Source organism: Legionella waltersii (genome assembly GCF_001468085.1).
In the GTDB taxonomy this organism is placed as follows: domain Bacteria; phylum Pseudomonadota; class Gammaproteobacteria; order Legionellales; family Legionellaceae; genus Legionella; species Legionella waltersii.
Genome location: NZ_LNZB01000036.1, coordinates 148308 through 161298, shown reverse-complemented (window position 1 = coordinate 161298; position 12991 = coordinate 148308). Strand labels below are relative to the sequence as shown.

Genomic DNA, 12991 nt, shown 5'->3' with positions numbered 1-12991 from the left:
AACATTTTTTCCTTATGGGTGAAGCGATATTTTTGTAGTCTACCTTTAGTGTATCTAAACTCCCTCAGTCAAACTATTTTTTACCTTGACCTTGGGGTTCTTCGTAATTTCTGAAACTACCCTGCAAAGTGTTTCACTGAGGATATTGAAAGGTCAATGATTTTTTTGGTTTGCTCTTCATTCCCATTGATTAGACTGATGTCATTGATCAAATCCATTAAAAAGGCGGGCACATTATTTTCCATTCCATAATCTTGATAGAGATAAGCTGCTTGGCAGAAAATATAGTGAAGTATTTCCCGATGAATGCTTATCCTATTTTCACAGGATTGTGTGACGTGAGGGGAATCGCCAAACAAAAGCCAACCAGGAGAAACTTGAAGTTTCCTTGCTATATCCACTAGCTTTGCAGGTTCTGGGATTGCTTGTCCTTTCAAGTACTTTCGACAAATTTGCAATGAATAACCAGTTAACTCTGCTAGTTTGTGAATACAAACACCAGACGTAGAGCGATTGGAGTTATATCCTGCAGCAAGCATGGCATCACGTAGACGAGAAGAAAACTGCTTACCTAAATCAAATTTATCCATTTACTAAAAAGCCAAGGTCATTTGGAGGATTTATAGTATAACAATGAGAACTTAATCAATCAAATTAATTGCAAATGGAAACTATTGGTTATTATTCGAAACTTTGTGTTGACAATGGTGGATGCCTAGCTATAATGCCTACTGAAACGTGTGGAAACGGTTCAATTTTTCAATGAATGATGTGTGGGGTTGAGGATGGAACAGAAACCTCATTTAAAGTCCAATCATTAGGAAAAGTGGTAAAACCATAGCAATTTACCTTGCAACCTCTGGCTTGAATGCGCCTCTTTCATTCAGGCCTTTCTTCTACCTGACTTAGGCAAAACTCGGGTTATGCCTTTTCGTCAGCAATGACAAGATTAATGGGCTAGCAAGGAAGGTTGAGGTAATCAGCTACCACTGAGATTGTTTAATAAGCTGTATTACCGGCTCCAATAAAGGCAATAGCAAAACCTTATTCCGGCTACTTTTCCCCTTTAGTAATTTGACGTCTGTTTTAGGTACCCCGAACAATTTAGCGACGAATTTAATCAATTCCAAGTTCGCTTTACCTTCATCGGGTTTTGCATGAATAGCGATGTGTAATGACGTGTCAGTTGCTTGTACCACTTTAGTTTGTTTAGCATTGGGTTTGGCATAAACGAATATCTCAAGGTGCTTATCGGTCAATTTGTACCACATACTATTTAATCGCCTTTTTTCATTGCTTTATATTATTAGCTTATTATATAATTCAATCCTATTTAAATTCAGTTTTAAATATAGGCACGTAGCTCAGTGGTAGAGCACCACCTTGACATGGTGGTGGTCGGTGGTTCGATCCCACTCGTGCCTACCATGTTATCGAGAAGACTTGTAGTATTTTAGATAATAGAGGACACTGAATGTTATGGTTTCAACCCTGCCTTGCAGGGTTTTTTTTTAAAGAAGCGTAGGAAAAGCGGATACCATTATGCCTAATGTAAAATTGCCAGATGGAAATATAAAACATTTTGAAGCACCTTTGTCCGTCTATGACGTAGCACATTCGATAAGTCCAGGACTAGCAAAAGCTGCATTAGCTGGTCGTATAGATGGTATTTTGGTAGACACCTCTTTTCGTATTGATAATGATTGCTCCTTGGTCATTGTTACTGAAAAAGATAAAGAGAGTTTGGACGTAATTCGTCATTCCACTGCACACTTACTTGCTCAAGCGGTTAAAGCAATATTTCCTAGCGCACAAGTGACTATAGGTCCAGTCATTGAAGATGGCTTTTATTATGATTTTGCATTTGGTCGTCCATTTACCCCAGAAGATCTGACTTTAATTGAAGCAAAGATGCAAGAGCTGGCCAAGGCGAATATTCCCGTGACACGCCGAACACTGTCTAGGAATGATGCCATTGCTTATTTTAAAAGCTTGGGTGAAGAATACAAAGCCAAAATAATTGCTGACATACCTGAGCATGAAACATTGTCCTTGTATAAACAAGGTGATTTTGAAGACTTATGTAGAGGTCCTCATGTTCCCTCCACAGGATTTATTAAGGCATTCAAGCTTACAAAAGTAGCTGGTGCTTATTGGCGTGGTGATTCCAATAATGAAATGCTGCAACGCATTTATGGCACTGCTTGGGCGGATAAAAAATCATTGGAAGACTATTTATTTCGTATTGAGGAAGCTGAAAAACGCGATCATCGTAAATTAGGCAAAGCGCTGGGGCTTTTTCACTTCCAAGATATTGCCCCCGGCATGGTTTTTTGGCATCCAAAGGGATGGGCGATTTATCAAGAACTAGAACGATATATGCGTAGTCGTTTAGCTGATTTTGGCTACCAAGAGATTAAAACACCGCAACTTGTCGATAAAGTGTTGTGGGAGAAGTCAGGGCACTGGGCGAATTTCCGCGATGAAATGTTTGTGACAGAAACTGAAAACCGGCAGTATGCAGTTAAACCAATGAATTGTCCTTGCCATATTCAGGTCTATAACCAAGGACTAAAAAGCTATCGTGATCTGCCTTTGAGATTGTCGGAGTTCGGTAATTGCCATCGTTGTGAACCTTCAGGTTCCCTGCATGGCCTTATGCGTGTTCGCAATATGGTGCAAGACGATGCTCACATCTTCTGTACTGAAGATCAAATTCAATCAGAAGTTGCAATGATGCTGGAGCTTGTTCAGTCCGTTTATAAAGATTTTGGTTTCCATGAAATAAAATACCGTTTAGCACTTCGACCCGAAAAACGAGTTGGTTCCGATGAAGTTTGGGATAAGGCTGAAAATGCACTTCAATTAGCAATGAAAGGACGAGCCATTGAATGGGTAGATGCTCCAGGAGAAGGTGCGTTTTATGGTCCTAAAATAGAGTGCTCCTTGTCTGATTGTCTTGGTAGAATCTGGCAATGTGGAACTATTCAGGTTGATTTTTCCATGCCTAATCGTCTAGAGGCTAGTTATATTGCTGAAGATGGGAGTAAACAAACCCCTGTGATGTTGCACAGAGCCATTCTAGGATCTTTTGAGCGATTCATGGGTATTTTGATTGAGCACTATGCTGGTAAATTACCCTTATGGATTTCTCCGATACAAGCGATGATCCTTACCATCAGCGAAAAACAAAACCAATATGCGGAGAAAGTTGTTAAAACTTTACAAAAAAATGGGATTAGAGCAAATATTGACTTGAGAAATGAGAAAATAGGCTTTAAAATTCGTGAGCATACTTTACAAAAAATACCGTATTTATTAGTCATTGGTGACAAAGAAGTAGAAAATAACCAAGTGGCAGTACGTTCACGTGAAGGAGTTGACCTTGGCGTGATGACAATAGAGGCAATTTGTGATATGTTAACGCACGAAATTGTCCGAAAAGGATTAGGGCCTGTTGACAATTAGCTCGAAAACGCCATTTTGGCCAAGACAGCAGAATTGTCAATAGCCCAAAAATAGAAACGAATTGGAGGGTTAAACCATTAATGCAACAACTAAGCGTGAAAATGATCGCGCACGAATTAATGAACAGATCACTGTACCTGAGGTACGCTTAATTGATGTAGATGGTAACCAGGCAGGAATAGTCTCAACTAGAGAGGCATTACGCGCAGCAGAGGAAAGTGGCTTGGATTTGGTGGAAATATCACCAACAGCGAAACCACCTGTTTGTCGCATTATGGATTATGGTAAATTTCTCTTTGAACTGAGTAAAAAGCAAGCTGAGCAAAAGAAAAAGCAAAAGCAAATTCAGGTCAAAGAATTAAAATTCCGTCCAACGACGGAAGATGGAGATTATCAGGTCAAGCTACGCAACCTGATACGTTTCCTCAATCATGGTGATAAAGTCAAAATTACGCTACGTTTTCGTGGTCGTGAAATGGCTCATCAAGAACTTGGCATGAAAATTCTGGAACGATTGCAAGTTGATACTGCAGAATTTGCTGTGGTGGAGCAACATGCAAAGCGAGAAGGAAAGCAATTGCTGATGGTATTATCACCCAAGAAAACTAAGTAACGAATGCGGAGTATATTGTTATGCCGAAGTTAAAGTCACATCGTGGAGCTTCTAAACGCTTCCGAAAGACAGCAAGTGGTGCTATTAAGCGTCGTGGCGCTTATAGAAATCACATCCTCACTAAAAAATCGACTAAGCAAAAACGCCATTTACGCGTTGGAGCAAGTACATTGAAGCCATGTGATGCTCGTTTAGCCGAGCGCATGTTGCACGGTAGTTAAGGGGGATGACAGATGCCAAGAGTTAAACGTGGTGTGACTGCGAAAGCACGTCACAAGAAAATATTAGATCAAGCGAAAGGCTATTACGGTGCCCGTAGTCGTACCTATCGCATGGCAAAGCAGGCCGTTATTAAAGCTGGCCAATATGCTTATCGTGACAGAAGACAGAAAAAACGTCAGTTTCGTGCGTTGTGGATTACTCGTATCAATGCTCAAGCTCGTGAGTGTGGATTGTCTTATAGCCGTTTGATTGATGGTTTGAAGAAAGCGTCAATTGAACTGGATAGAAAAATCCTTGCTGATATGGCAGTTCATGATAAAGCAGCTTTTGCAGCAGTAGCAGAACAAGCTAAAGCCGCTTTGGCTGTTTAATTGGAGTAAGATGCGTTTTTATTACTTTTTCTAGGTTTAATGTTGAAAAATAATACAGACAAAATCCCAAAACAAGTCAGAGAAGCTTAATACAATTCAGAGGAGGCTAAGGCCTCCTTTTTACTTGTGGGTACTAGTTATGCAGGATATAAACACCATTCAAGATCAAGCTTTAGAAGCCATCAAAAAAGCACAAGATATCACGTCACTTGAGCAAATCCGAGTGGATTTTCTAGGAAAAAAGGGGCAACTCACTGAATTACTTAAAGGATTAGCTCATTTATCGGCAGAAGAGAAGCCAAAGGTTGGTCAGCTCGTCAACTTAGCCAAACGAGAAGTAAGCATCAAGATTGAGGAAAAGATGCTTGAACTTAAGGAAAAGCAACTGCAAGAAAAGTTAGCAGCTGAGCAAATTGATGTAACACTCTCCGGACGTAATCACCGCACAGGTTCCTTGCATCCAGTAACCCAAGTAAAACATCGAATTAATGAATTTTTTAGCCGCTTAGGCTTTGATATAGTCGATGGCCCTGAAATAGAAACAGAATTTTATAATTTCGAAGCATTGAATATTCCAGGACACCATCCTGCCCGTGCGATGCACGATACCTTTTATTTTGGAGATGGTCGCTTATTAAGAACTCATACATCACCAGTCCAGATTCGGACCATGGAACAAAGAAAACCACCCTTTCGTTTAATTGCACCAGGTCGAGTGTATCGTTGCGATTCCGATGTAACTCACACTCCAATGTTTCATCAGGTGGAGGGCTTGCTCATTGATAAGCAAGCCACTTTGAGTGGTCTAAAAGGATTATTACAAGATTTTTTTGCACATTTCTTTGGTCGAGAATTAGCGTTGCGTTTTAGACCGTCCTACTTCCCGTTCACTGAACCATCCGCTGAAGTGGATATTGAGTGTACGCAATGTAGTGGTAAAGGTTGTCGTTCCTGTAAATTTACTGGATGGCTCGAGGTTCTAGGTTGTGGAATGGTTCATCCTAATGTGTTAAAAGCCGTGAATATTTCACCTGATGACTATCACGGATGGGCTTTTGGAATGGGAATAGACAGGTTGGCTATGCTGTACTACGGCATAGACGATTTACGAATGATGTTTGAAAATGATTTGACATTTTTACGTCAATTTTGATTATAGATTGCTGACAGGTCTTATAAACTGCGTCCTAAATAGTGTGGCTTAGGAGTAGGTAAAACCTATCTGAGATCGATGAGGAATTTAAATGAAAGTAAGCAGGTTATGGTTACGTGAATGGGTCAATGTTTCTTTAAGTGCACAAGAGTTGGCAGATCAATTGACTATGGCTGGTTTAGAGGTAGATGCAGTTAGCCCTGTAGCAGGAGCATTCACGCATGTAGTCGTCGCTGAAGTATTAAGCACTAAACCTCACCCCGATGCTGATAAATTAACTCTATGTGAGGTGAATGCGAATAAAGGTGCGCCTTTAAAAGTTGTTTGTGGTGCATCTAATGTGAGGCCAGGATTGAAAGTCGCATTGGCAATGATAGGTGCTCAATTGCCTGATGGCTTAAAAATAAAGGAATCAAAATTAAGAGGTGAGCTATCGCAAGGAATGTTATGCTCAACCGTTGAATTAGGACTCTCTGAACAGTCTGATGGAATTTTAGAGTTAGAGGACAATGCTCCAGTAGGAATGGATTTGCGTGAGTATTTGGCTCTTGATGATGAAGTTTTGGATATTGATTTAACGCCTAACCGAGCCGATTGTTTTAGCGTGCTGGGTGTTGCTAGAGAAGTTTCTGTCCTTAATCAATCGCCTTTGATAGACAAACCCATTCCTACGATTGCGCCTGCCATTGATGATGAGTTAACAGTGGAACTTGTCAATCCAGAAGCTTGTCCAAGATATTGTGGCCGCGTTATTCGAAATATTAATACCACTGCAGTGACCCCTGTTTGGATGGCGGAGCGTTTACGGCGTTCAGGAATTCGAGCTCTACACCCGGTAGTCGATGTGATGAACTATGTCATGATAGAGCTCGGTCAACCTATGCATGCCTTTGATTTGCAACAGATTAAAGGACAAATTATTGTACGTTATAGCAAGGAATCTGAACGAATAGAATTGCTTGATGGTCAAGATGTTCATTTAAAAGAAAAAGTGCTGCTGATTGCAGATGAAGAAAAACCATTGGCAATGGCTGGAATTATGGGAGGCGCTCATAGTGCGGTCCAAGCCAATACAAGAAATGTGTTTTTAGAGAGCGCCTATTTTAACCCAATTATCATTGCAGGTGTTGCTAGAAAATATGGCTTGTTCAGTGATTCTTCACAACGTTATGAACGAGGCATAGATCCATGCTTACAAGTTAAAGCACTAGAAAGAGCAACGGCATTAATTCTTGACATTGTCGGTGGAGAAGCTGGTCCAGTCATTGAAGCTAAAGATACCAACTATTTACCAGGAACCGTTTCATTTGTTTTTGATACGTCAAAGGTTAAAAAATTAACTGGATTATCAATTGGCTTATCAGAAATGAAAGAGTTTTTAAAAGGACTAGGAATCCTTGTGGGCAAGGAAACTAGTGGATTATTTGAGGTCACTATTCCATCTCATCGAGTTGACTTGCAACAAGATGCAGATTTGGTTGAAGAGATTATCCGACTATATGGGTATGATAATCTACAAGCAGAGCCTATGCATGTAGAGGTGCAACCAGGCATAACCAGTAAGAAGGAGCAAGTTGCTACAGATGTTGCTGCTTGGTTTAAAGCGAAGGGTTATCATGAAACGATTAGTTATAGTTTTGTCGATCCTGAACTACAAGAAGCGTTGTATCCTGGAAAACAATTCATGCAATTGCTCAACCCAATTTCCTCTGAATTGTCTCAAATGCGCTCAGGTATGTGGCCAGGTCTATTAGCGTCTATGTTGTATAATATCCATAGGCAACAAACGTTCATTAAATTTTACGAAATCGGTGTTGTTTTTGATGAGGTCAATGAGACTCTTGAAGAGCGTACTTGCCTTGCCTGCTTACTTACTGGTGAGCAAGGTGGTTTAAGTTGGAACGAACCCACACGTGCATTCGATTTCTATGATCTTAAAGGCGATTTGCAATCGATGCTAGCTTCTTTCAATGTTGAGAAAATTGAATTTAAACAAGCGGGTCATCATGCACTCCATCCAGGCCAATCTGCACAAATTTATATTGATGGCAAACCTGAAGGATGGATTGGCGTTTTGCATCCGAGGTTAGCAGATGCTTTGGATATTAATCAGGACGTGATTTTAATGGAGCTCAATCTTGATGCATTAGCTCAATCAATTCCACCCTTGTATAAATCCATTTCAAAATACCCACAAATTAGAAGAGATTTATCATTTTTGGTTGATCAAACTATTAATGCTTATCAAATTGAGCAAGCTGTTAGACACTCTGTAAAAGAAAACTGGTTAAAGTCTTTTGATGTGTTTGATGTTTATACCGGGAAGGGGATTCCTGAAGGAAAGAAGAGCATTGCTGTGGCAATGACGCTTCAAGATGAAGGTAAAACCTTAGTGGACTCAGAGATTAATTCAGTAATTAGTGCTATAATCAATACACTGGAAAATGAATTTTCAATCATATTGAGGGAATAATCGTGAATGCACTAAGCAAAGCAATAATGGCAGACACCCTTTGTGATGAGTTAAATTTGTCTAAGCCCGCAGCTAAAGAAATGGTGGAAAATTTTTTCGAAGAGTTGCGTCATGCTCTTGAGAGTGGGCAGCATGTAAAATTATCAGGATTTGGTAATTTTACCTTAAGAGATAAGCCAAGAAGACCTGGTAGAAATCCTAAAACAGGAGAAGAAATACCAGTTGAAGCAAGAAGAGTTGTTACCTTTAAACCAGGTTTGAAATTGAAAACAAAAATAGAACAAATAGGAAAGTAGTTCATTGTCATATTACACCAAGCACATTTTTTTATGCACTAATCAGAAAGCAGCAGGAAAGCAATGCTGCGCAAACTCTGGTGGTGAACACTATTTAGAGTACTTAAAATCTAGGCTATTGGAATTGGATGAACATGGCCCTGGTAAGTTCAGAATCAGCAAGTCAGGTTGTTTAGGACGATGCAGCTCTGGCCCATGCATAGTCATCTATCCAGAAGGCATTTGGTATACCTATTCATCCACAGAAGATATTGAAGAGATTATTCAAAGCCATCTTATTAATGGTAAGGTGGTTGATAAATTAGTGATTGAAAATCCTGCATTTTAGAGTTTAGTTTGTCGATGGGGACGATCTCATGGGGACGGACCCCAGTGGGGTCCGTCCCCAAATCGCCACCACTGGGGTCCGTCCCCGTGTGACCTTCACAAGAAGACACCAAGCATTATTCTTCATCCTGTAAAAAACCACCGACTTGGGCTTCCCATAAGGTTTTGTACAAACCACCTTGTTTGAGCAATTCCTTGTGTGAGCCATCTTCTACAATATGGCCTTTATCAAATACCAATATTCGGTCCATATGCAAAAGAGTAGACAAGCGATGAGCAATGACAAGAGTCGTTTTATCTTGCATCAGCTCCCATAAAGTGTCTTGAATATCTGCTTCAGTAATTGAGTCCAATTGTGAGGTTGCTTCGTCAAGAATTAAAATAGGTGCATTTTTCAAAATTGCTCTGGCAATGGCAATCCTCTGTCTTTGTCCGCCGGACAGTTTGATTCCTCGCTCACCTACCAATGAGTCATATCCTTCGGGCAAAGCAATGATGAACTCATGAGCATGTGCCTTTTTAGCAGCTGAGATCACCTCTTCATCATTTGCCTCAGTTCGTCCATAGCGAATATTATCCCTGAGGCTTCGGTGAAATAGAGTAGGATCTTGTGGAATCATGGCGATTGCCTGTCTTAAACTATCTTGAGTAACCGATTTTATGTCTTGGCCATCAATCAAGATTTGACCATCTGCCACATCAAAAAACCTTAAAATGAGATTTACAAACGTCGATTTACCTCCGCCTGAATAGCCCACTAAACCAACTTTTTGTCCCGCAGGAATAGTTACTGATTTATCTTTAAATAGGGTATCAGTGCCACGATAATGAAATTTTACTTTTGAAAATTCAATTTTTCCCTTTTTTATCTCCAAAGGTACCGCAGAGCTCGAGTCAATAATCTCATGTGGGATTATCAAAGCACTAAGGCTTTGCTTACATTTACCAAGAGCTTGGTTAAATTGATCGAATTGGAACATGGTGTACCACATCATGTGTCCTAGCTCCATTGATAGTCCCAGGATGAGTGCAAAATCTCCTATACTGATTGCTCCCTGACCATATAAATGAATTAACCAATAAACAGAAAACCCCATCATTATGGCAATCATCGCACCTTGTCCACAACACAGAAGAAGAATGAACATTTCCTTTTTTTGAAACGCTTTTTGCACTTGATCAAAGAAATAATTAAGACGATTTCTTTCATGGCTCTTCTTTGAAAAGAGTCGAATATTACTTTGATTGCTTATGCAATCAACCAACTGTCCAGAAAGGAGTGATTCACTACTTGCATGAGTATCTGATAGATCGACCAAGCGTAAAGACAGTAAAATACTGAAAGAGGCGAATGCAATAAACCAAAGCAGCAATATATTAAAAAACATAATATTAACAAAATACGCAGTAATGAACGAAATAATGAGTAATGAACCACCACGTATAAAATCGACGGACACTCGATGCAAAATGATCTCAAGATTATTAGCAAGAGTGGTAATTTGATCAGAGATTCTTCCCGACAAATTATCCTGAAAGTATTGATACGATGAGCCTAATACATACTCAAAAGTTTGAGCAATGACCTGATTTTTAATCACTGGTTCATACTTATAATCAAAATACATCAAAGTACGCCAAGTAACATTATCAAAAACAATAAAGTTAAATACCAATAAACAAGCTAGCCAACCCAACTGAGAGGTATTCTCGGTCGGATTTAACGCCAAGGTATTAATTATTGATTTAACAATTATACTGTTAAAAGGCCCCCAAAATCCTGCAAGTATTGCTAGTGAGACATAGGTAAATACAGCGTATTTATAGGGCTTTAAAAAATGCCAAATGAATGAGCTTAGATGTTTGGGAATGATTTTAGTATTCATAAAAAGTACTCTTAAGTTTGTCTTTCAGGACATAAAAAAATACACAAGCCATTTATGGCTGTTTACTTTGCCCTTGAAGCTGGGCGCACTTAAGACGTTGTTTTCATGATTGCTCAAACCTTTTTGATAGGGGTTTGAGATATTAAGGTATGAATACGAATGTGTCAATCATTTAATATGGATGACGCGAATTTATTACGAGCACTTCGACTTGAGGCGAGTGTAATCCGAGTTACGACCTTGGATGTAAACTGGGGAAAGACTGCACTGGGGTTCATTCCCACACCTTCGTTTGACAGTATTATGCTTTTCGCTCTGATTTATTCTGATCCAACCGGGCCGAGAGCGTAAGGGAGTGGATATTCATCATCAACAAAACAAAAAACACCTAACATTTATGTTCATTTAAACCCGTGACTCAAAAATATTTATCCATTATACTTGTAGGTTGTTTCTGTTTTGGTTAAAATCGCCCGTCCATGATAGAAAGAAAACCAATAGGTGCGGTTCGGAGTTTATTTAATGAAAACATTTAGCGCAAAAGGCAATGAAGTCAAGCGTGACTGGTATGTTGTCGATGCAAGCGAAAAAGTATTGGGTCGTTTAGCAACTGAAATTGCCCGTCGTTTAAGAGGAAAGCATAAAGCAGAATATACACCTCATGTTGATACTGGTGATTATATTGTTGTGACAAATGCAGAAAAAGTGATTGTGACTGGTCGTAAGTTCAAGAATAAAATGTACCATCATCACACTGGTTTCCCTGGTGGTATCAAATCCATGTCATTTGAGAAACTACAGAGTAAAAACCCTGTTAAAATCATTGAGCTTGCTGTAAAGGGCATGCTGCCAAAAAACCCATTGGGTCGAGAAATGTACCGTAAATTGAAGGTATATGCAGGTAGTGAGCATCCACATACTGCACAGCAACCCCAGCAACTTGAGATTGAGGAATAAGTACAATGGCTGAAATCAAGCAATATTATGGCACCGGCCGTAGAAAAAGTTCGATAGCTCGTGTTTTCCTGCGTCCAGGAAAAGGCGAAATTAAAGTGAATGACCGATCATTGCAAGAATATTTTTGCCGTGAGACTGCGTGCATGGTGGTTATGCAGCCTTTTGAAACCGTTGAACTCGTGAATAAATTTGACGTGTACGTAACTGTCGTTGGTGGTGGAGTATCTGGCCAAGCAGGTGCTGTCCGTTTAGGTATAGCTAGAGCATTAGTTGCTTACGATGAGGAAGGATTGGCAGAAGATGCAGAACCAAACCCAAATTCTTTCCGTCGAAAACTGAGAGCACGTGGGTTATTAACTCGTGATTCACGTCGAGTGGAAAGAAAGAAAGTCGGTTTGCACAAAGCACGCCGTGCTACCCAATACTCGAAGCGTTAATTATTTCTTTATTCAAAAAGCCCGTATTATACGGGCTTTTTTTATTTTAGAAAAATATTCCTGATAGAACGGTTTGAAAAATTTGTTTTCTTTGTTATAACTAACAGTTATCTTGGGTATATAAGACTGAACATTAATCAGGACGATAAAACAGTGAGTGAAATTACTGACATCAATAAGGACTCATCTAATCAAACAGACGAACAACTCGATGAAGAGCGACGTCAGTTTCTGCTTACTACAACGAAAATCATCGGTGGAATTGGGGCAGCATGTGCTTTAGTTCCGCTGACAACCTCATGGCTCCCAAGTGCAAAAGCACAAGCGGCTGGAGCGCCTATAAAAGTTGATTTAAGCAGAATGCAGCCTGGAGAGCAGGCTATTGTAGAATGGAGAGGAAAACCAGTCTGGATTATAAAACGTACAAAAGAAATGCTTGATCAGTTAAATACAGAAGATGGTACACAACTTCGTGATCCTGAATCTTTAGTCGATCAACAACCTGTTTACGCTCAGAACAAATTCCGTTCAATTAAACCTGAGTATTTAGTGCTAATCGGAATCTGCACGCATTTAGGGTGTTCGCCCAAGTACAAGCCAAATTTAGGAGAAATAGCTCCAAATTGGCCGGGTGGCTTTTTCTGCCCTTGTCACGGCTCAACGTTTGATTTATCAGGAAGGGTATTTAAGGGGGTTCCAGCCCCAATTAACCTTGAAGTCCCTCCTTATTATTTTATTGATGAAAATACCATTCTAATCGGTGAGGATGCGAATAAGGGTTAAATACT

General features: G+C 39.8%; 14 protein-coding genes and 1 tRNA gene. 12 read left to right on the top strand and 3 right to left on the bottom strand.

The window, feature by feature from the left end; all coding sequences use genetic code 11:
* Nucleotides 1-116: 116 nt before the first annotated feature.
* Both Lwal_RS06915 and Lwal_RS06910 read right to left on the bottom strand, forming a co-directional pair.
* A complete protein-coding gene (locus Lwal_RS06915) occupies nucleotides 117-590 on the bottom strand; it encodes a helix-turn-helix domain-containing protein (protein ID WP_058480095.1) in 474 nt (157 codons plus the stop codon).
* A gap of 393 nt (nucleotides 591-983) precedes the next feature.
* Complete coding sequence (locus tag Lwal_RS06910) at nucleotides 984-1271, bottom strand: DUF167 domain-containing protein (protein WP_058480094.1); 288 nt, start codon at nucleotides 1269-1271, stop codon at nucleotides 984-986.
* Nucleotides 1272-1353: 82 nt separating this feature from the next.
* Here Lwal_RS06910 and Lwal_RS06905 point away from each other — a divergent pair.
* The 9 genes from Lwal_RS06905 (at nucleotide 1354) to Lwal_RS06870 (ending at nucleotide 8924) form a co-directional block, all read left to right on the top strand.
* Nucleotides 1354-1428, top strand: a tRNA-Val gene (locus Lwal_RS06905).
* A 114-nt stretch (nucleotides 1429-1542) separates the two neighbouring features.
* A complete protein-coding gene (thrS, locus tag Lwal_RS06900) occupies nucleotides 1543-3468 on the top strand; it encodes a threonine--tRNA ligase (RefSeq protein WP_058480093.1) in 1926 nt (641 codons plus the stop codon).
* Nucleotides 3469-3544: 76 nt separating this feature from the next.
* Entirely contained in the window at nucleotides 3545-4081 is a 537-nt protein-coding gene (infC, locus tag Lwal_RS06895) for a translation initiation factor IF-3 (protein ID WP_058480092.1), read from the top strand.
* A 20-nt stretch (nucleotides 4082-4101) separates the two neighbouring features.
* The gene (gene rpmI, locus Lwal_RS17015) at nucleotides 4102-4302 is read left to right on the top strand and encodes a 50S ribosomal protein L35 (protein ID WP_083500053.1); all 201 of its coding nucleotides are present in this window, start codon (nucleotides 4102-4104) and stop codon (nucleotides 4300-4302) included.
* A gap of 12 nt (nucleotides 4303-4314) precedes the next feature.
* Nucleotides 4315-4674 carry a 50S ribosomal protein L20 gene (rplT, locus tag Lwal_RS06890; RefSeq protein WP_058480091.1) on the top strand — a complete coding sequence of 120 codons (360 nt, stop codon included), beginning with the start codon at nucleotides 4315-4317 and terminating at the stop codon, nucleotides 4672-4674.
* 139 nt (nucleotides 4675-4813) lie between these two features.
* Complete coding sequence (pheS, locus tag Lwal_RS06885) at nucleotides 4814-5827, top strand: phenylalanine--tRNA ligase subunit alpha (RefSeq protein ID WP_058480090.1); 1014 nt, start codon at nucleotides 4814-4816, stop codon at nucleotides 5825-5827.
* 91 nt (nucleotides 5828-5918) lie between these two features.
* Nucleotides 5919-8300, top strand: a complete 2382-nt coding sequence (pheT, locus tag Lwal_RS06880; RefSeq protein WP_058480089.1) for a phenylalanine--tRNA ligase subunit beta — start codon at nucleotides 5919-5921, stop codon at nucleotides 8298-8300.
* A gap of 2 nt (nucleotides 8301-8302) precedes the next feature.
* Nucleotides 8303-8596, top strand: a complete 294-nt coding sequence (locus Lwal_RS06875; RefSeq protein ID WP_058480088.1) for an integration host factor subunit alpha — start codon at nucleotides 8303-8305, stop codon at nucleotides 8594-8596.
* A 4-nt stretch (nucleotides 8597-8600) separates the two neighbouring features.
* A complete protein-coding gene (locus tag Lwal_RS06870) occupies nucleotides 8601-8924 on the top strand; it encodes a (2Fe-2S) ferredoxin domain-containing protein (RefSeq protein ID WP_058480087.1) in 324 nt (107 codons plus the stop codon).
* 115 nt (nucleotides 8925-9039) lie between these two features.
* Here Lwal_RS06870 and Lwal_RS06865 read toward each other — a convergent pair whose 3' ends face one another.
* Entirely contained in the window at nucleotides 9040-10809 is a 1770-nt protein-coding gene (locus tag Lwal_RS06865) for an ABC transporter ATP-binding protein (RefSeq protein ID WP_058480086.1), read from the bottom strand.
* Between the two features lie 522 nt (nucleotides 10810-11331).
* On the opposite strand from Lwal_RS06865, the gene rplM reads away from it, so the two are divergent.
* From rplM to petA, 3 genes are all read left to right on the top strand, one after another.
* Nucleotides 11332-11766: a 50S ribosomal protein L13 gene (gene rplM / locus Lwal_RS06855; RefSeq protein WP_058480084.1), complete on the top strand. Its 435-nt coding sequence runs from the start codon at nucleotides 11332-11334 to the stop codon at nucleotides 11764-11766.
* A 5-nt stretch (nucleotides 11767-11771) separates the two neighbouring features.
* Entirely contained in the window at nucleotides 11772-12203 is a 432-nt protein-coding gene (gene rpsI / locus Lwal_RS06850) for a 30S ribosomal protein S9 (RefSeq protein ID WP_058480083.1), read from the top strand.
* A gap of 153 nt (nucleotides 12204-12356) precedes the next feature.
* Nucleotides 12357-12986, top strand: a complete 630-nt coding sequence (gene petA / locus Lwal_RS06845) for a ubiquinol-cytochrome c reductase iron-sulfur subunit (protein ID WP_095197611.1) — start codon at nucleotides 12357-12359, stop codon at nucleotides 12984-12986.
* Nucleotides 12987-12991 lie beyond the last annotated feature (5 nt).

Bases quoted from the DNA above. Each gene is read 5' to 3' on its own strand.
- rplT (WP_058480091.1), top strand. From the start codon at position 4,315: ATGCCAAGAGTTAAACGTGGTGTGACTGCGAAAGCACGTCACAAGAAA.
- Lwal_RS06910 (WP_058480094.1), bottom strand. From the start codon at position 1,271: ATGTGGTACAAATTGACCGATAAGCACCTTGAGATATTCGTTTATGCC.
- thrS (WP_058480093.1), top strand. From the start codon at position 1,543: ATGCCTAATGTAAAATTGCCAGATGGAAATATAAAACATTTTGAAGCA.
- pheT (WP_058480089.1), top strand. From the start codon at position 5,919: ATGAAAGTAAGCAGGTTATGGTTACGTGAATGGGTCAATGTTTCTTTA.
- Lwal_RS06865 (WP_058480086.1), bottom strand. From the start codon at position 10,809: ATGAATACTAAAATCATTCCCAAACATCTAAGCTCATTCATTTGGCAT.
- rplM (WP_058480084.1), top strand. From the start codon at position 11,332: ATGAAAACATTTAGCGCAAAAGGCAATGAAGTCAAGCGTGACTGGTAT.
- rpsI (WP_058480083.1), top strand. From the start codon at position 11,772: ATGGCTGAAATCAAGCAATATTATGGCACCGGCCGTAGAAAAAGTTCG.
- pheS (WP_058480090.1), top strand. From the start codon at position 4,814: ATGCAGGATATAAACACCATTCAAGATCAAGCTTTAGAAGCCATCAAA.
- Lwal_RS06915 (WP_058480095.1), bottom strand. From the start codon at position 590: ATGGATAAATTTGATTTAGGTAAGCAGTTTTCTTCTCGTCTACGTGAT.
- rpmI (WP_083500053.1), top strand. From the start codon at position 4,102: ATGCCGAAGTTAAAGTCACATCGTGGAGCTTCTAAACGCTTCCGAAAG.